This is a genomic window from Thauera sp. 28, from assembly GCF_000310145.2.
GTDB classification, from domain to species: Bacteria; Pseudomonadota; Gammaproteobacteria; order Burkholderiales; family Rhodocyclaceae; genus Thauera; species Thauera mechernichensis.
On sequence record NZ_AMXA01000001.1, the window covers coordinates 277,934 to 295,820 of the forward strand.

The following is a 17,887-nucleotide window of genomic DNA, read 5'->3' on the forward strand; positions in this document are numbered from 1 at the left end:
TGCCCGCGGCCGTGAGTGGATTGTCTTGCCGCAGTCCTCAAGCGACACACTCCATCTTCGTCCACTCGGCGCCACCGACGACGACGCTACCCTTATCTATCTGCCCATCGAACCTGGGCCGGTAGGACCAGCGACATTCCCTTGGCCCACAGCCGAGCAGGCATCAAACTTCGCTGCTGGCCAACTCCTGCGTGATGCACTGCAGCTCAAGCTGCGCACCGGCGCAGGACCGTTCCGCAGCTTTGGCAACATTGCCGTTGAACCTCGCGCCTACCAGCTTGTGCCCTTGCTGATGGCGCTCAAGCAGGAAGTGGTGCGCCTGCTGATTGCGGATGACGTGGGTATCGGTAAGACCATCGAAGCGGCCCTCATCGTCCGCGAACTGCTTGACCGTGGCGAAATCAATCGCATGGCTGTGTTGTGCCCGCCGCACCTGTGCGAGCAATGGCAGCGCGAGCTGAAGGAGCGCTTCCACATCAACGCTGTGGTCGTGCGCAACACCACCGCCAACCGCCTGGAGCGCGGCTTGCCCGCCAATCAGTCGGTGTTCGAGGCCTATCCCTTCACCGTGGTCAGCCTGGACTACATCAAGTCCGACCGCCGCCGGGACGAGTTTCAACGCGCCTGCCCGGAGTGCGTGATTGTCGATGAAGCGCACACCTGCACCTTCAGCGGCCAGGGCAAGCAGAAGCGCTACACCCTGCTGAAGGGGCTGGCTGAAGACACGTCGCGTCACATGGTGCTGCTCACTGCGACCCCCCACTCAGGCGACGAGGAGGCCTTCTACAACCTGCTTGGGCTGCTGCACCCGGAATTCCGCGAACTGAAGGACATCCCTTCGGATGCCCGTCGTCCGTTGCGCGAGCAGCTCGCTAACCATTTCGTGCAGCGTCGCCGTCCCGACATCGAGGAGTGGAATGACCGCAACGTCTTTCCCGAGCGGTTCTCGGCCGAAATCACCTACAAGCTCACCGGCGAGTGGGGGCGGCTGTTCGACGAGGTGCTCGACTACGCCCGTGACCTGGTCGAACGTGCCGAAGGAAAGGGACTCCTGCAGCAGCGCATGAGCTGGTGGGCTGCGCTCGCCTTGCTGCGCTGCATCTCATCCTCTCCGGCAGCCGCCGTCAATGCGCTGAGGACGCGTCTGCAGGGCACAGCGCAGACTGACGACACAGACGCCTCGGCCGTCGAACTCACGCTGGAGGAAGCAGAAGAGCAGGGCCGCGAGCGGGTGCTCGACGGTGTTGAGGATGACCTCTCCACTCAGGACATCGAACCCGGTGCCCGCACCGAAGATGGCGCCCGTCTTACCGAGTTGATTGAGCGTGCCGAGGGGCTCGCCGGTCCATCCAAGGACCCTAAGCTCAAGAAGCTCATCGACCACCTCAAGGAACTCACCGAGTCCGGGTTTCAACCGGTGGTGTTCTGCCGCTATATCGCCACGGCGCATTATGTGGCCGAGCATTTGCGCACTGTGTTCCGCAACCATCAGGTAACACCGGTAACAGGCCAGTTTGCACCGGCCGAGCGGGAGGCCACCGTCGAAGCCATGGGCGAAGCCGAGCAGCGCATTCTGGTCGCGACCGACTGCCTGTCCGAAGGTATCAACCTGCAGAACCTCTTCACCGCAGTGGTGCACTACGACCTGTCGTGGAACCCCACCCGCCACGAGCAGCGAGAGGGCCGTGTGGACCGCTTCGGCCAGAAGGCGCGTGAGGTGCGTACCACCATGCTCTACGGTCAGGACAACCCGGTCGATGGTGCGGTGCTGCAGGTCATCCTGCGCAAGGCCGAAAGCATCCGTAAGGAGCTCGGCGTGCTGGTGCCCATGCCCGACGATGAGGGCAAACTCACCCAGGCCCTGGTCGGCGCGGTGCTGCTGCGCAAGGGCACGACGACCACCCGCATGCCGCAACTGGGGCTCGACTTCGGCGACCCAGAGCATTCCATCGACACCGCGTGGACATCGGCGCGCGAAAAGGCTGCCAAGAACCGCACCCTTTTCGCTCAGCGCCGCCTCAAGCCCGAGGATGTCCTGCCCGAATGGCAGAAGACGCTGGCCGTACTCGGCGGCGAGGCCGATGTGGCCCGCTTCGTCAAACGGGCCGCACAGCAGCTCGGCGCCCCGCTGGAAGAGACCACCAAGGCCGGCGTGACGCACTGGAAACTTCACGCCTCCAGCCTGCCCTCGGCAGTGCGCGAGCGCCTAGAAGGCGAGGGGCTCTCGGGCACGCTGCGCATCGACTTCCATCAGCCGCCGGCGCCGGGCACGCAGTTCATCCATCGCACCCATCCGCTCGTCTCGGTGCTGGCGGACTACCTGCTCGAAACCGCGCTGGATGATGCTGCAGTCGAGGCCGACACTGCACTCGATGCCGTCGCCAGGGCAGGGGCCATCTTCACCGAGGCCGTCGAGACGCGTACCACCGTCCTGCTGGTCCGCCTGCGTCACCAGCTCACCGTCAGCCACCGGGGTCAGTCCCGCCTTTTGCTGTGCGAGGAGACGCTCACGGTCGGTCTGGAAGCAGGTAGTGAAGCAACTCCGCTGGCAGACGCAGCCGCCCGCTCGCTGATGACGGCCGAACCCGCCCGCAACATGCCGCCGCCGCTGCGCGACCAGCACATCCAGCGCGCGCTGACGCAGCTCCCCGAGCTTCAGCCAACGCTGGAATCGCTCGCCCGTGCCCGCGCCCAGCAACTGCTCGAAGACCATCGCCGTGTGCGGGTGGCGTCCGATGCGCGCGGTGAATACCGGGTCACGCCCAGCCTGCCGGTGGACGTCATGGGTGTCTTCGTTCTCATCCCGGCCTGATGCCAGCAAACAGGAATCGACAAGAAGATGGCTCGCCGTAACAACCACGAACTCGCCTTTGCTGCCCTGTCTATCGAAGGCGCGCTGCTCGCACCGGACTTCCTCAACAAGGTCGCCCACCTGGACGCGAAGTCCGACCAGAACGAAACCGACTACGACATCCCCCGCGGTCTCAAGCTTCGAGATGAAGTCGGTCGCTACTGGAAGATTGCCCAAAATCTCTGGCAGGACTTCTCGGCCAGGCGGGAACGGTCGGACGTGGATAGCCACGCGGTTACGGTGCGTGACTTCCTCGAACCCTTCTGGCGCCAGGTTCTGGGCTTTGCAGACATGCGCCCGGTGGGGCAAGTCTCGCTCGATGAGCGCATCTTCCCGATAGGCTTCGCAGCCGGCGAGGGCAGGGTACCGCTGGTTTTCGCCGCCCACGACCAGGGGCTGGACAAACCCAGTACCCGCCACGGCGATGGCGTGCGCCGCCGTTCGCCCTTCCTGCTCGCCCAGGAATACCTCAACGCCAGCAGCGATTGCCTGTGGGCGGTGGTCAGCAACGGCCTGAAATTACGCATCCTGCGCGACAACCCCAGCCTCACCCGCCCGGCCTACATCGAGGCCGACCTGGAAGCCATCTTCAACGAGGGCCTCTACCCGGACTTCACCGCCCTATGGCTGCTCGCCCATGCCTCCCGCTTCGGCAAGGTTGGCGCCGAACCCGCCGACTGCGCGCTGGAGCGCTGGCGCAACACCGCGCAGGAAGACGGCATCCGCGCCCGCGACCGCTTGCGAGTGGGCGTCACCGAAGCCTTGCGCGCCCTCGGCACTGGCTTTCTCGCCCACAAGGACAACGCCGAGCTGCGCCGCCGCATCGAAGCCGGCGAACTCGGCACCCAGGCCTACTTCGAGCAGCTGCTGCGCCTCATCTACCGCTTCATCTTCCTCGCCACCATCGAAGACCGCGAGTTGGTCTTTGCGCCCGACGCCACGCCGGAGGCCCGTGAGCGTTATCGCGCCGGCTACAGCCTCACCCGCCTGCGCCAGCTTGCCGCCCGCCGCCGCAGCTACGACCGCCACGCCGACCTATGGCAGGTGCTCGGCATCACCTTCGACGGTCTCGGCCGCGGCCAGCCCGCGCTCGGCCTGCCGGCGCTCGGTGGCCTGTTCGAGGCCGCCCAGTGCCCGGACCTCGACGCCGCGCTGATCGAGAATCAGGCGCTGCTTTCGGCGCTCTTCAGCCTGTGCTTCTTCCGCGATGGCGCGGCGCTCTCGCGGGTGAACTACCGCGACATGGATTCCGAGGAGCTCGGCAGCGTGTACGAAAGCCTGCTCGAGCTCGTGCCCCAGCTCACGCTCGCCGGCGGCGCGCGCAAGTTTGGTTTCATCGGCGACGAGGAAGAGGGCAGCACCAAGGGCAATGCCCGCAAGCTCACCGGCTCCTACTACACTCCGGACAGCCTGGTGCAGGAGCTCATCAAGAGCGCGCTGGAGCCGGTCATCGCCCGCACCTTGGCCGAGCACCCGCAGGAGCCGGTCAAGGCGCTGCTCGCGCTCACCGTGTGTGACCCCGCCTGCGGCTCCGGCCATTTCCTGCTCGCCGCCGCCCGTCGCATCGCCGACGAGGTCGCCCTGCTGCGCGCGCCGGAAGGCAACCCGACCCAGCAGGACTTCCGCCATGCCCTGCGCGACGTGGTGGCGCACTGCATCTACGGCGTGGACAAGAACCCGATGGCGGTGGAACTGGCCCGCACCGCGCTGTGGCTGGAGGCCTACACCCCCGACCGGCCGCTCACCTTCCTCGACGCCCACCTGCGCTGCGGTGATGCACTGCTCGGCGTGCTCGATGAATCCATCCTGCAGGACGGCATCCCGGACAAGGCCTTCAATGCGCTGTCCGGTGACCACAAGGAGGTGGTCAAGCGCATCAAGAAGGCTAACCGCGACGCGGTGAAGGGCATCGCCAAGGCGAAGGAAAAATCCAGCCGGATGCTGAGCCTGGACCTGGGCGAAAACATCGATGCCGCCGCCTTCGAGGCCCTGCCGGACGACACCCTGGAAGCCCTGCAGGCCAAGCGCGCCGCCCATGCGGCGCTGGAAGCGAGCATCGCCGCCTCCAAGGCGCGGCTGGCGGCGGATATCTTCGTCGCAGCCTTCGTGCTGCCCAAGTCGGCGGAGACGGAAGCCCGCGTGCCCACCAGTCAGGACCTGTGGCTGGTGTTGAACGGCGACGCCCCGCGCCCCGGCATCGCTGACTCGGCCCATGCCGCCGCCCACGCCGCGCAAGCCTTCCACTGGTGGCAGGCGTTTCCTCAGGTCAAGGCCAGGGGCGGTTTCGATGTGCTGCTCGGTAATCCGCCGTGGGAGATGTTGCAACTCGACCCGCAGGAGTTCTTTGCCACTCGGGCGCCGTCTATCGCCAATGCCCAGCACATGGCTGCGCGGGACCGACTCATCGCAGCGTTGGAGAACGAGAATTCACGACTGTTTTCGGCTTACTGGTCAGCAGTCCGGACGACCGAAGCCGTCCAGAGTTATATCCATGAGAGTGGCCGGTTCCCGACCTCCGGCTTCGGGCGCTTGAATCTGGCGTATCTGTTCGCCGAGCACTTTCTTGATGCCAAGAACTCGCGCGGACGGGCCGGTTTCATTGTGCCTTCCGGGATTGCGACCGATTCGTTCTCGCAGCACCTTTTCAATCGCATCGCCGGCGGCAATCTCGTCAGCTTCTATGACATTGAGAACAGGGAACGCTTATTCCCTGCAGTGGATAGCCGCATGAAGTTCTGCTTGCTCACGCTTGGTCAGAGTGATGCAGCGGAGTTTGTCTGTTTCGCTTCCCAAACGCACCAACTCACGGACCTGCGCCGTCGCTTCAAGCTCTCGCCAGCGGATTTCGAGCTCCTGAACCCGAATACCCGCACCTGCCCCGTCTTCCGCACCAACGCGGATGCAGAGGTCACCAAAAGAATCTACTCGCGTGTCCCGGTGCTTTTTCGCGAGCGGACTGACTCCTCGCCGGAAGCGAACCCATGGGGTCTGCAGTTCATGTTGATGTTCATGATGAATACCGACAGTTATCGCTTTCACGACGCCCCAGCCCCCAGCCGCCTGCCGCTGTACGAAGCCAAGATGATTCACCAGTTCGACCACCGCTGGGCCACCTATTCGGCGGACAGCAGTGGCGACGTTTCGAGCGTCCAGAAGCAGGACCCGACCTTCAGCGTTGCCCCGCGCTACTGGGTCGACGCCGCCGAGGTCGAGGCCCGGTTGCGCGACAAGGGCTGGGAGCGGGGGTGGTTGATGGGGTGGCGGGACATCACCAACGCGACCAATGAGCGGACGGTGATTGCGTCGGTGGTGCCGAGGGTGGCGACCGGCGACACGCTACTGCTGATGTTTCCCGACCCCAAACATGGGCCAAAGGCCGCATGCCTGCTAGCCGACCAGTGCTCACTGGTGCATGACTATGTTGCCCGGCAGAAGGTCGGCGGCACGCATCTGAAGTATCACGTGAAGAAGCAGTTGCCGAACCTCCCCCCCGACCGCTACACCGACGCCGACCTCGCCTTCATCGTCCCCCGCGTCCTCGAACTCACCTACACCGCCCACGACCTGCAACCCTGGGCCGCAGACCTCGGCTACGACGGCGAACCCTTCCCCTGGAACCCGGAACGCCGCGCCCAACTGCGCGCCGAACTCGACGCCTACTACGCCCGCCTCTATGGCCTGACCCGCGACGAACTCCGCTACATCCTCGACCCCGCCGACGTCATGGGTGAGGACTACCCTTCCGAGACCTTCCGCGTGCTCAAGAACAACGAGATGCGCGAGTTTGGCGAATACCGCACCCGCCGGCTGGTGCTGGAAGCCTGGGACAGACTCGAAACAGGAGACTTGTACTGATGTTTACGCGATTGCGTTTGACCAATTTCAAAGCCTGGAAAGACACCGGTGACATTCCGCTCAAGCCGGTGACCCTGCTCTTGGGGACCAACTCGTCGGGCAAGTCCACCTTGATCCAGAGTCTGCTGCTGCTTAAGCAGACCGCACAGTCTCCGGATCGGACGGTGCATCTGAACCTCGGTGGCGACGAGATCAACGACCTCTTCAACTTTGGCAGCTTCGAGGATGTGCTGCACCAGGGCAGTGTCTCGCCACGGCAGTTCTCGATTGCCTTCGACTTCGAACGCCCGGATGGCAGCCGTATTCAGGCGGGTTCGTTCGATTGCAGCTACGGCCAGACCTCTTCAGGGAGTGTTGCCGTCCAGTCCCTCAGCCTGCGTACCGGGGCGCACCAGTTCCGGTCGGTACGTCGCGACAAAGGCGCGTTTTCCATCTTGGTGGATGATGAGGCTCAGCCTCGCCTGAAGGGGCGAAACTGCGCACCGGAGCGCTCGATTGCCTTTTCAGCGGATGCGATTGCCGCGCTGGACCAGGACGGCCAGCTGGTCGAAGACCTGAGCCTGGCCGTCCGGCGCGAACTGGAGGGAATCAGTTACCTGGGACCTTTGCGCCGCAAGCCGGAGCGAGACTATCCCTGGAATAAGACCAAGCCGGGTGAAGTCGGTAGCGACGGTCGTGGTGCCATCGACGCCCTGCTGGCCAGCGCCCTGCTGAAGGGGGAGGCACAGAATTACGTGGTCAAGGGGGTGTCCCGTTGGCTTGCGCGCATGAAGGTGGCGGACCAGCTGGAGGTGAGGCAGCACGGCCGCTCCAACCGCTACGAGCTGATGGTGCATCGCGACGGGATTGCCTGCAATTTGCGTGACGTGGGGATTGGCATATCCCAGGTGCTGCCGGTGCTCGTGATCGCCTACTTTGCACCGTCGGGAAGCACGATCATCCTCGAAGAGCCGGAGATTCACCTGCATCCTCTGGCTCAGTCGATTCTTGCCGAGTTGTTTGTAGAGGCCAGCCAAGAGCGCAAGGTGCAGTTTTTGGTGGAAACGCACTCCGAACATCTGTTCAGGCGGATGCAGACCTTGGTGGCTCAGGACAAGCTGGCCCACGACCAGACGGCCTTGTATTTCATCGAAAGGGATGCAGCAGCAACCCTGAAGCCTCTGGAAATGGATGCCTTCGGTGCTGTCATGAACTGGCCTCCCAACTTCTTTGGCGATAGCGTCGGTGAGGCGCGCGCTCAAGCCTTGGCCCGTGCCCAGCGTCTGAAGGAGCAGGGCAATGGCTGATGCTCGGGTGCTGGATACCAATGTGCTGATCCTGGCCAGTGCCGCAGATGCGGGCTCGCCTTTTCAGCCTGATGCAACGCCAGTCGAGGAGGCTGAGTACCGGAAAAAGGTGCTGAACTGGCTGATGGCCTTTGAGCAGGACGCGCAGCGCCATGCGGTGCTGGACTGGGATTGGCACATCTGCGGCGAGTACAGCAACAAGCTCACCGACCAGGATTACGGCTGGCTGGCGATGATGGCCAAGAAAGATCGCAACGAGGTGGTCTGGGTCGGGCTAGAAGTAGATGCCGACGGCCATGCCAGCTTACCGCCGGACCTTGCGGGCGCGGTGACGGATCTCGCAGACCGAAAGATGGTGGCTGCAGTGCTTGCAGCCCAGGAGGATGGACATTCCTGTGCGCTGGCGAACGCCTGCGACACGGACTGGCTGGACTGCGAAGCAGCCTTGGAGGACGCGGGGATTGCAACGGAACACCTGCTGGAGCACGAGTGGCTGCGGCCGAAATGGCAACGGATGAAGGGCAGGGTATGACCGACTTCTTCCGCTTTCCCCACACCCCTCACCTGGCTTGGCTGGGGAAGGGCGCCCCGCGGGACGACAAGGTGTTGTCCCGCGCCGAGGCGGCTGCCCTGCTGGACGGCGAGGTCGTGGTGGAGGAAAAGCTCGATGGCGCCAATCTGGGCATTTCGCTGGCGCCGGATGGGGGCCTGCGGGCACAGAACCGTGGTCAGTATCTGGCGCCGCCCTTCGGGGGGCAGTTCTCCCGCCTGCCGGCCTGGCTGGCCATGCACGAAAGGGGTCTGCTGGCCGTGTTGCAGCCAGCCTTGATCCTGTTTGGCGAGTGGTGCGCGGCACGCCATTCTCTGCACTACGACCGCTTGCCCGATCTGTGGCTGCTGTTCGACGTCTATGACCGGGGCGCGGGGCGCTTCTGGAGCGTGGAGCGGCGCGATGCACTGGCCACAGCCGCCGGCCTGCGTTGCGTGCCGCGACTGGCCCAGGGGCGCGTTCGTCTCGATCAGCTGGAACGCCTGGTCGCCACCGAGCGCAGCCGCAGTGCTGATGGCCCGCTGGAAGGCGTGGTGGTGCGCCAGGACGGCGGTGATTGGTGCAATGCACGGGCCAAGCTGGTACGTGCCGAATTCACTCAGGCTATCGACGGTCACTGGCGCAGTCGGCGCATCGAGTGGAACCGCTGCCTGGAGAACTGACCTGGAGTGCTTATGACGGATTCGTGTTTGTTCAAGAAGGTTGATTACACGCTGGGCTTGCTGCTCGACCAGATCAAGCTGGGCGTCATCGGCCTGCCGGACATCCAGCGGCCGTTCGTGTGGCCGAACGCCAAGGTCCGTGACCTGTTCGACTCGATGTACAAGGGCTACCCGGTCGGGTATTTCCTGTTCTGGCAGACGGGTGCGGAGGAGGTTGGTACCAAGGGTATCGGCCAGGGTGAGAAGCAGAAGGCGCCGTCCCTGCTCATCGTCGACGGGCAGCAGCGCCTAACCTCGCTGTACGCGGTGGTGATGAGGGAGCCTGTGCTGCGCGACAACTTCGAGCACGAGTACATCCGGATTGCGTTCAATCCCTTGAAAGGCGAGTTTGCCGTGCCGGATGCCACGACCGAGAAGCAGCCGGAGTTCATCCCCGATGTGTCACTGGTTTTCCAGCGGGACACCTACGAGACCATCAGTGACTACCTGGAGCGCCTCCGTCAGAGCCGGGATGTGAGCAAGGATGAGGAGCGTGCGATTGCCAAGGCCATTGGCCGCCTCGCTGGTCTGAACAACTTCCCCTTTGTTGCCCTGGAACTCACCCAGGCCGCCAACGAAGAGCAGGTGGCCGACGTCTTCGTGCGTATCAACAGCGAAGGCAAGAAGCTCAACCAGTCGGATTTCATCCTCACGTTGATGTCGGTTCATTGGGACGAAGGGCGCACCGACCTTGAGCGTTTCAGCGTCGCGACGCGCAAGCCGCTTGCCGGCAACGGGGCCAGTCCGCTGAACCCCATCTTTCAACCCGAGCCGGACCAGTTGCTGCGGGTCGATGTCGGGGTGGCCTTCCGGCGCGGCCGGCTTGAACATGTGTACTCGATTCTGCGCGGCAAGGACTTGCGCACTGGCGAGTTCTGCCCGCAGCGGCGCGCGGAGCAGTTCGAACGCCTGAAGACGGCTCAGTCGAATGTGCTGAACCTAACCTACTGGGCGGATTTCCTGAACGTGGTGAAGGCGGCGGGCTATCGGCACCTGCGCTATGTGAGTTCAGAGGGGGCGCTCATCTTCGCGTATCAGCTCTATCTCATTGGCCGCACCGAGTTTGGTGTGCAATCGTTTGTCCTCAAGCAGGAGGTCGCCCGATGGCTGTTTATGTCACTGCTGACCGGGCGTTACACGAGCTCGCCTGAAACCCGTTACGAGACGGACCTGAAGCTGCTGCCTGAAGGCAACGACCCCGCAGCCTTCGTGAAAGCCTTGAGGGACGTGGAACTGGCAACGCTCACCGACGACTACTGGGCGAAGACCTTGCCGCTTGAGCTATCTACCTCCGCAAGCCGTGGGCCCAGTCTGTTTGCCTACTACGCTGCGCTGGTCTTGTGCGAGGCGAAAGCGCTGTTCTCCAAAGGCAAGGTCGCAGACCTCCTCGACCCACCGGCCATCGGCAACAAGAAACCGCTGGAGCGTCACCACCTCTTTCCGAAGCGTTACCTGCACAAGATTGGCGTCAAGGAGCTGCGCGATACCAACCAGATTGCCAACTATGCGCTGGTGGAGTGGGACGACAACATTGCCATCTCCGATATCCCGCCCAAGGAGTACTGGCCCAAGTATGCGGCTCGGTTCAGCCCGGATGAGCTGAAGGCCATGATGCATTGGCACGCCTTGCCAGAGGGGTGGCAGGAGATGGACTACCAGAGCTTCCTGGTTGCCCGGCGGCCGATGATTGCGCAGGTCATCAAACAGGGCTACCAGAAGTTGGTTGGGGCGGAGGCTTGATGGCAGCCATCCCTGGATTTCCCGCTCAGGAGGCGTTGAACGTCATCGATGGTCCGCTGGCTGATGAGCTAGGCATCCATCGATTCGATGTACGCAGTCGAAGCAAGGCGCAGCTCTTTGCCGTAGGCGGGCCACTTGGCAGGCAGTTTTCACTTGTGCTGGGCGACTACGACGTTTCTTCGGGCGAACACTTGGCCAAGCAGACCCGCCTGCTGCTCGAACGGTGCGAACTGCCGGCTATGGCCGGTGTTGAGGTGTGCGCGGAGCCCTACCAGGGTTCCCGTATCAAGCAGCAGCAGGACTCCAAGCTTGCTGCGCCCAATCAGGTTTCCTGCCTCGTTGCGGACGAAACGGCCCTGCGGGCGGTTCTTTGCTGGTACGCGGACGTACGCGGTGCCAAGGCTGGCCATTCCCTTGAGCAGACTCGTGTTGCAAAAGCAGCAGCCGATGCAGGGTTCGACCTGACACCCGAGCACCAGGGGGGCTGGACCATCTTCCGCTCCACGGCCTTTCCCGCATGGGTTGGCGTCGCCGTTCAGCAACCGGGCATCTACCGCCTGGGTCTGTCTGATGCGGCGATAGGACAGCGACTCGGAGTTGAGTTTGGCTTTGCACCGTCTCAGGAGTCGGGGCCCTGGGCGATGCGGGCTGACGGGGTTGAGGGCTACGCTCGCTTACATGGCATGTTGCTACGGGCTACCGCCATCTCTCGAGTCTTGCATCAGGAAGGGCTGCGGGAGTTCGTTGCCAAGACTCGGAATCCGCCGAACAGCACGGAAGCTGTCCGCGAGGTGGTCCAGCGCGTCGGCCAGGACATCTTTCGGCGAACTCTCATCGATTACTGGGGTGGCCGGTGCGCAGTGACTGGTTTGGATGTGGTTGAGGTGCTGCGCGCATCGCATATCAAGCCGTGGGCGGACTGCGAGAACGATGCCGAACGCCTGGATGTGTTTAACGGACTGTTGCTTGCGCCTCATCTGGATGCCCTGTTCGATAGGGGCTTGGTGACCTTCTCTGACGAGGGCCAACTCCTGCGTTCCCCGCAGTTGAGCGACCGCCAATGGGCGCTGCTCGGGATTGGCGGAGTGGAGGCGCGAGCGGATTCGCTTGCCGACGGTCACCGGAAGTACTTGGTGTGGCACCGCGCTAGAGTGTTCCGGGAAGCGCCCCGTGGGTGACGGGAGCGCAGTGACGCGCCGGCTTTTCCCGAATCCATTCAGCGGGCGGCGAGCTCCGATTGTGCTCAGCAGCTATTTCTTGCTTTCGCCCGAGGTCCATCTAAAGCTCTCTGGGGTGCCAATGAGCGCAGTTTGGCGCGAGTTGGGTAAGGAGTCATTGGTTAAGAGCTTTGAGTACCACCGCCGGCGGGGGCAACCGCCTCCCGATAAGCTTTGCGACGCGCTACTTGAGGTTCTACCGGCAGGTTCGGGGATACGGGAGGCGTTTCAGTCCGCTCTTGACGCTGCCCGCGGGGGGGACCAGGCAGCTCTAAGTCTGCTTGTAGCGCGAGGCAGATGGGCGACTTTTATGGACGGCTTCCACAAGGAGGCACCCATTGAGGAGTACTCCTACGCCAATCGCTATCTTGTGGCGCTTGAGGCTTCCCTTGTTGAGCCGGTCCGTCTGATTAGGGAGCAGGATTTTCTCGGCGCCACCCGGGCCATGAAGGGTGATGAGCTCACTGCGCCGTTGCTCTCCCCTGAGATGTCCCATGCGCTTGCAGCCGTGACCTCGCAGCAGCGTCTCGGACCTGTCCAATGGGCGATAACCCTTGAAACCGCGCTTTCCCATCTGGCAGCCTGGAGCGTGGGCATCGAGGAGGGGCGGAGTGACACAGCTGGGTGCGACATTTCCGCGCTACTCGACGGGCCGGGTGGTCGCCGTGGCATCCCCGGGGCGCAGTTCTATCGCGTCTTGATGCGGGCTACGCAGCAGGAGTCGATGATGGGGCTTGTGAACCGCCTCTCTGACCCACACGGCTCTCCCTGCGTTCAACTTTCGGTGGAAACGCTGAAACGCTGGAGTGCCGGAATGACGCTGCCAGAGGAGGAGTTGATTCAGCGTATCGCCAAGAAATGCTGCCCTGACCAAGAGGAGCGCCTTCGGAGGTTGCTGTGGGCGGCACGTTACCTGACGATGCTCGGTTTCGTGACGGAGAGTCGGCTTGCCGATATGGCGAGGTACGCTGATGCACCTTGGGCTGCCGAATTGTTCGCTCCATGGCCGACGTTCCCCTTTGGCTGCGACAGTTTCCAGTCGTGGTGTCAGCAGCGCTACCCCTTCTGGTATCGCTACCATCAGGGGCGGCTCGCGGCCGGGGACAGGTGCCCAGCCGCGAGCTAATCCATCTTAAGCGAGAGGCGACGTCTTTATTTGCCGCCGCGTGCCGGGGCGTTACCGCGCCCTCCGCCGGAAGGATTGCCAGTGCCGGAAGGCCAATTCCCGCCCGGGAAACCCGTGGAAGGCCGGTCCCGACCAGCGCCAGAGTTGTTGCCAGTGTTGCTGCCGTTGCCGCTGCGGGAGCCGCCGTTACCGTTGTTACCGCCATTCTTGCTCATGATGTACTCCGAAGCTGTTGTGCCGGAAGTGGCGAAGCGGAGTGTGTTCCTGCAGCGGCGCGTTGTCGGCGACAGGGTTTGGAAAATGCGGTGGTTAGCCTGAAAAACCAGCGGCGTTGCCGGGAGCGAGGCAAACTGATGAGTACGAAATGGACCTAGAGTTGCTGGAGTTGCTCGTGACGCGCGAGATGCCCTTCGGGAAGTATAAGGGCCGGCTCATCGCCGACCTGCCTGGTCACTATCTCGCGTGGTTCGCTCGGGAAGGTTTCCCAAAAGGGCAGCTCGGACAGTTGCTTGCGCTCATGCATGAGCTTGACCATAACGACTTGCGAGCCTTGGTCGAGCCGCTTCGAAAGCGACCGTAATGAAGAGCCCAGGCGCTGCGGTACTGGCTGTTTCCTGGCTGGAAGGAGGGATTGAATGACGCGTAAAACCACAGCGAAGGTCTACATCCTTCGCATCGAGCTTCAGGACATCGAACCGCTTGTCTGGCGACGCCTACTTGTCGATGGCGATACGACATTGGTTAAGCTGCATCACTACATCCAAGCCGCGGTGGGCTGGACCGACGCCCATCTCCATGAGTTCGAGATTGGCGGCAAGACCTACGCAACGCCGCATCCAGAAGACGGCCCGGAGCGGGACATCGTCGATGAGCGCCGAGTCAGATTGGACCGCGTAGCGACTACCGGCGACCAGTTCGCCTACCTCTACGATTTTGGCGACAGCTGGCGGCACCGTATCGTGGTCGAGCGCGTGGAGTCGCTCGATGCGGACCAGCGCGGCTACGCCTATGTTGCTGCAGGCGAGAGGGCATGTCCGCCCGAGGATGTGGGCGGTGCAGCGGCGTACATGGACTTCATCGAGCAGATTTCGCAGCGGCCGTTGGATGAGGAAGGGCGCCGACTTCTGCAATGGGCCGGTGAGGATTTCGACCCGATGCGGTTTGACCGCCATGCTGCCAATGCGGCCTTACTGCGGATGGCCTGGAATCGTTGGGTTTGACGTCAGTCGCTCGCTACTCCACCGGGAGTATCAGGCCAGGGCTGTCATTCTTAACGTTGCCGACAGCCTTCGAGACTGGGAAGAGTGCAACCGTGACGACAGTGGGTGATGAAATGACCCTGTCGAGGCGTTCAGGTTCGGTTGCCCTGGCAAGCCATGTTGAGTAGTCCTGTGGGGCAAGAATGACGGGCATTCGGTCGTGCAGGGGGCGGATGGCGTCGTTTGCAGCGGTTGTGATGACGGTGAAGGTGTCGGTGGTCATGCCGTCTGCTGGGGCCCATCGCTCCCAAAGGCCTGCAAAGCCGAAGAGGCCGCCGTCGGCTGGATGGATGTAGTAAGGCTGTTTCCCGTGTTTGCCGGGCCTCCATTCGAAGAACCCGCACGCCGGGATGATGCAGCGCCGCGCTTTGTATGCCGCACGAAACGAAGGCTTCTCTGCGAGCGTCTCGGCACGGGCGTTGATGAGTTTGGCTGCGATGGAGTCGTCTTTTGACCAACTCGGAACCAGACCCCAGCGCAGTAGATGCACAACACGTCCCCCGTTCGGACGCTGACGCACGACTGGGAGCATCTGGAGTGGCGCGGCGTTGTAGCGGGGGCCGAATCCTTCGGGAAGCTCGTCGATGCGTGCGTCGAACTGCTCGTGCAAACGTGAAATGGGGCCGTAGAGGGCGTAGCGACCGCACATGTTCTCTCTCTTGTGGCTGTCGGATGGGGCATCATCGGTTGTGAAGGTTGTCGCTGCAACGCTTGGGCGTGACTTGGGGTGTGGGGCTTTGATTGGTGAGCTTGTAGGCAGCTGCGAGCTGTAGGAAAATACAGCTATGAACGGCTGCCACCCATTTCTCCACTCCGACCGAGCTGATGCAACGCCAGCTGTTACCAGTGTCTCGTTGCCTGACACCACCCAGCGGCGAAGACTGCGTTCTCCGGGCCCAGAGGATTTTCCCGAAACGCTTTGGCCTGACAGGAACGCGACAATCCTCGCCATCCCGCTGGCTGCCGGAAAGGTCTCGGCAGGTTTCCCATCGCCGGCGGCCGACTACGAGGACAAGCGGCTCGACATCAACGATTACTTGGTCCGTAACGCCGTTTCGACCTTCTTCTTTCCGGTCCAGGGCGATTCGATGCAGGGCGCGGAAATATTCGACGGCGACATCCTGGTGGTCGACAAGAGTGTCGAGCCCCAACATGGCCACATCGTGGTCGCCTTCGTCGATGGCGAGCGGTTGGTCAAACGCTTGTACAAGCGGGGCAGCAGGGTCGCGCTGGTTGCTGAGAGCCCCGTTTATCCGACTATCGAGGTCACCGGCGAAATGGAGATGGTGGTCTGGGGCGTGGTGGTCGGCAAGTTCAAACGTCTTCTATGACTGCAGCGCTCTGGGTAACACGGGTAACGAGGTAACGCAGTGGCAGTGTTTGCGCTGGTCGATTGCAACAACTTCTACGCCAGTTGCGAGAAGCTTTTTGACCCGAGGCTCTTGGGAAAGCCGGTCGTTGTGCTCTCGAATAACGATGGCTGCGTAGTCGCACGCTCGGCCGAAGCCAAGGCGCTTGGCGTTCCAATGGGGGCGCCCTGGCATCAACTGAGAGAACTGGCGACGCGTGAGGGCATCATCGCGTACTCGTCGAATTACGCGCTGTACGCCGACATGAGCAATCGCGTCGTGGAGGTGCTCAGCCAGTTCTCCGCGAACGTTGAGGTCTACTCGATTGATGAGAGCTTCCTCGACCTCTCGGGCTACCACGGGCTGAACTCGGCTGGCCTGCATGGCTACGGCGTTGAGATTCGTCGTCGAGTCGGCCAGTGGCTTGGGCTGGCGGTGTGTGTCGGTATCGGCACATCCAAGACCCTGGCCAAGCTGGCCAACCACTGCGCGAAGAAGGGACTTGCTGGACGGGACGGTGTCTGCGACTTCACGGTGATGTCGGAAACCGAGCTGTCGAACCTGTTCGCGACCATCCCCGTTGACGAGGTCTGGGGCATCGGCCGCCGAATCTCCGACCGGTTACGTGAGATGGGTATCGAGACCGTGCGAGACCTGCGGGATGCCGATGCGGAGACGATTCGAGCGCGATTCTCGGTGGTGCTGGAGCGCACGGTGCGCGAACTGCGCGGGATGTCTTGCCTCGACCTGGAGGACGTCGCTCCGCCCAAGCAGCAAATCATGAGCAGTCGGTCGTTCGGGCAGTACGTGTATGACCTGGATGAACTACGGGAAGCCGTAGCGAGCTACATCGCCAAAGCGGCTGAGAAACTACGTGCGCAGGACAGCCTTGCCGGCGCCGTCCAGGTCTACATCCGCACCAATCCCTTCAAACCGAAGGAGCCACAGTATCAGCGAGCGGTCACCTTGCCGCTGCCCGAGCCCACGGCCGACACGCGGGTGCTGAGCCGGTTCGCGATCAACATTCTGAAGGGCATCTACCGACCAGGTTATGCGTACCAGAAAGCAGGGGTGATGCTGACTGATCTGCAGCCGCGCAAGCTGCGCCAGCAAAGCCTTTTTGCGCATGAAGCGGGGGATGAGCGAGCGCAGAGTGTGATGAAGGCGATGGACAGCATCAACGCGAAGTGGGGAAGAGGAACGGTGCGCATCAGCGCTGAGGGCCTCAACAAGGCATGGCAGATGCGACGAGGCCGGCTTTCGCCGGCCTACACGACCTCTTGGCTGTATTTGCCCGTAGCTAAAGCTCTTTAGCTTTTGGCAAAGTCTTTACTCAAGCCCGGCATACTCTTTCAGCTCTCGATGACCCCTGTTGGGAGGTATTCTGTTAATTGAGTTCGTCTCCATATGGCCATTGTTCTCTTCGGTGGGGCTTCGCCCCCTCGCTCGAGCTAAGAGACAAACAAACTGAGTCTGAGCGAGCCTCCCCCATACTCCTGTTTCTCTCATTTGAGCCTAAGGCTCAGCCTGAGGATCTCTACTGCGTTGTTCTTTCTCAGCAGCAAAGAACTTCGCAGTTCTCTGCCCGGAGGTGGGCTGAGCCCAGCCCTCCTGCGTTAGCAGGATAAGCCTTCAGCAGCCGCACCACCGGTTTGCCCGTATGGAGCCTCTTCACCCGCCAGCCGTTCGTCCAAGGGCGCTAGCTTCGCCACCCCTCATCGATGTTTCAGGACTTTCCCCCAGTTCGACATATATCGCGCATGCGCTGGCGTCTGTACTCCCGTCCACATGTGCGGTAACCCTCGGGGCGCTCTCCGTGAGGCGCATGTGCCGAGTGTCTACACATGCGTATAGCGTCGCGGCCAGGCTGGCTGCCTCTCACGCGCATGAAATGTTTTATTGTGAGCATTAGAATATTTGATCGACCGTGCGCATTGTCTCTTGTCTTTGGTT

The 17,887-nt window shown here is 62.5% G+C and carries 12 protein-coding genes and 1 pseudogene; 12 read left to right on the forward strand and 1 reads right to left on the reverse strand.

Annotation, left to right across the window (positions count from 1 at the left end):
- Positions 1-25 precede the first annotated feature (25 nt).
- The 10 genes and pseudogenes from C662_RS01270 to C662_RS01315 all read left to right on the forward strand — a co-directional run bounded on the left by C662_RS01270 (position 26) and on the right by C662_RS01315 (position 14,546).
- The gene (locus C662_RS01270) at positions 26-2,812 is read left to right on the forward strand and encodes a helicase-related protein (protein WP_002923874.1); all 2,787 of its coding nucleotides are present in this window, start codon (positions 26-28) and stop codon (positions 2,810-2,812) included.
- Positions 2,813-4,093: 1,281 nt separating this feature from the next.
- Positions 4,094-5,167, forward strand: a pseudogene (locus tag C662_RS20720) (Eco57I restriction-modification methylase domain-containing protein); the annotation flags it as partial.
- A 1,538-nt stretch (positions 5,168-6,705) separates the two neighbouring features.
- Positions 6,706-7,992, forward strand: coding sequence for an AAA family ATPase (locus tag C662_RS01280; protein ID WP_002923879.1), 1,287 nt, complete (start codon positions 6,706-6,708; stop codon positions 7,990-7,992).
- Positions 7,985-8,524: a hypothetical protein gene (locus tag C662_RS01285; RefSeq protein WP_002923881.1), complete on the forward strand. Its 540-nt coding sequence runs from the start codon at positions 7,985-7,987 to the stop codon at positions 8,522-8,524. Before C662_RS01280 ends, C662_RS01285 begins: the two co-directional genes overlap by 8 nt.
- Positions 8,521-9,204, forward strand: a complete 684-nt coding sequence (locus tag C662_RS01290) for an RNA ligase family protein (RefSeq protein ID WP_002923883.1) — start codon at positions 8,521-8,523, stop codon at positions 9,202-9,204. The genes C662_RS01285 and C662_RS01290 overlap by 4 nt, the downstream gene beginning before the upstream one ends.
- Positions 9,205-9,231: 27 nt before the next feature.
- Positions 9,232-10,983 (forward strand): GmrSD restriction endonuclease domain-containing protein, encoded by a 1,752-nt coding sequence (locus C662_RS01295; protein WP_198291859.1) that lies wholly within the window; start codon positions 9,232-9,234, stop codon positions 10,981-10,983.
- Positions 10,983-12,161, forward strand: coding sequence for an HNH endonuclease (locus C662_RS19725; RefSeq protein WP_002923889.1), 1,179 nt, complete (start codon positions 10,983-10,985; stop codon positions 12,159-12,161). Before C662_RS01295 ends, C662_RS19725 begins: the two co-directional genes overlap by 1 nt.
- A 349-nt stretch (positions 12,162-12,510) precedes the next feature.
- A complete protein-coding gene (locus C662_RS01305; protein WP_002923897.1) occupies positions 12,511-13,326 on the forward strand; it encodes a hypothetical protein in 816 nt (271 codons plus the stop codon).
- 364 nt (positions 13,327-13,690) lie between these two features.
- The gene (locus C662_RS01310; RefSeq protein ID WP_002923900.1) at positions 13,691-13,906 is read left to right on the forward strand and encodes a DUF3820 family protein; all 216 of its coding nucleotides are present in this window, start codon (positions 13,691-13,693) and stop codon (positions 13,904-13,906) included.
- A gap of 55 nt (positions 13,907-13,961) precedes the next feature.
- A complete protein-coding gene (locus C662_RS01315; RefSeq protein ID WP_002923904.1) occupies positions 13,962-14,546 on the forward strand; it encodes a plasmid pRiA4b ORF-3 family protein in 585 nt (194 codons plus the stop codon).
- Positions 14,547-14,559: 13 nt separating this feature from the next.
- Here the strand turns inward: C662_RS01315 and C662_RS01320 are convergent, their stop codons facing one another.
- A complete protein-coding gene (locus C662_RS01320) occupies positions 14,560-15,234 on the reverse strand; it encodes an SOS response-associated peptidase (protein WP_002923906.1) in 675 nt (224 codons plus the stop codon).
- Positions 15,235-15,370: 136 nt separating this feature from the next.
- Here C662_RS01320 and C662_RS01325 point away from each other — a divergent pair, with 136 nt between their 5' ends.
- Together C662_RS01325 and C662_RS01330 are read left to right on the forward strand one after the other, a co-directional pair.
- The gene (locus tag C662_RS01325; RefSeq protein ID WP_002923908.1) at positions 15,371-15,916 is read left to right on the forward strand and encodes a LexA family protein; all 546 of its coding nucleotides are present in this window, start codon (positions 15,371-15,373) and stop codon (positions 15,914-15,916) included.
- Positions 15,917-15,961: 45 nt separating this feature from the next.
- On the forward strand, positions 15,962-17,248 hold the full coding sequence (locus tag C662_RS01330) for a Y-family DNA polymerase (RefSeq protein ID WP_157354415.1): 1,287 nt from the start codon (positions 15,962-15,964) through the stop codon (positions 17,246-17,248).
- Positions 17,249-17,887: the final 639 nt, after the last annotated feature.

What these genes read in the sequence shown, in the direction of transcription:
- C662_RS01280 (WP_002923879.1), top strand. Translation starts at nt 6,706, where the DNA reads ATGTTTACGCGATTGCGTTTGACCAATTTCAAAGCCTGGAAAGACACC.
- C662_RS01285 (WP_002923881.1), top strand. Translation starts at nt 7,985, where the DNA reads ATGGCTGATGCTCGGGTGCTGGATACCAATGTGCTGATCCTGGCCAGT.
- C662_RS01290 (WP_002923883.1), top strand. Translation starts at nt 8,521, where the DNA reads ATGACCGACTTCTTCCGCTTTCCCCACACCCCTCACCTGGCTTGGCTG.
- C662_RS19725 (WP_002923889.1), top strand. Translation starts at nt 10,983, where the DNA reads ATGGCAGCCATCCCTGGATTTCCCGCTCAGGAGGCGTTGAACGTCATC.
- C662_RS01305 (WP_002923897.1), top strand. Translation starts at nt 12,511, where the DNA reads ATGGACGGCTTCCACAAGGAGGCACCCATTGAGGAGTACTCCTACGCC.
- C662_RS01310 (WP_002923900.1), top strand. Translation starts at nt 13,691, where the DNA reads ATGGACCTAGAGTTGCTGGAGTTGCTCGTGACGCGCGAGATGCCCTTC.
- C662_RS01315 (WP_002923904.1), top strand. Translation starts at nt 13,962, where the DNA reads ATGACGCGTAAAACCACAGCGAAGGTCTACATCCTTCGCATCGAGCTT.
- C662_RS01320 (WP_002923906.1), bottom strand. Translation starts at nt 15,234, where the DNA reads ATGTGCGGTCGCTACGCCCTCTACGGCCCCATTTCACGTTTGCACGAG.
- C662_RS01325 (WP_002923908.1), top strand. Translation starts at nt 15,371, where the DNA reads ATGAACGGCTGCCACCCATTTCTCCACTCCGACCGAGCTGATGCAACG.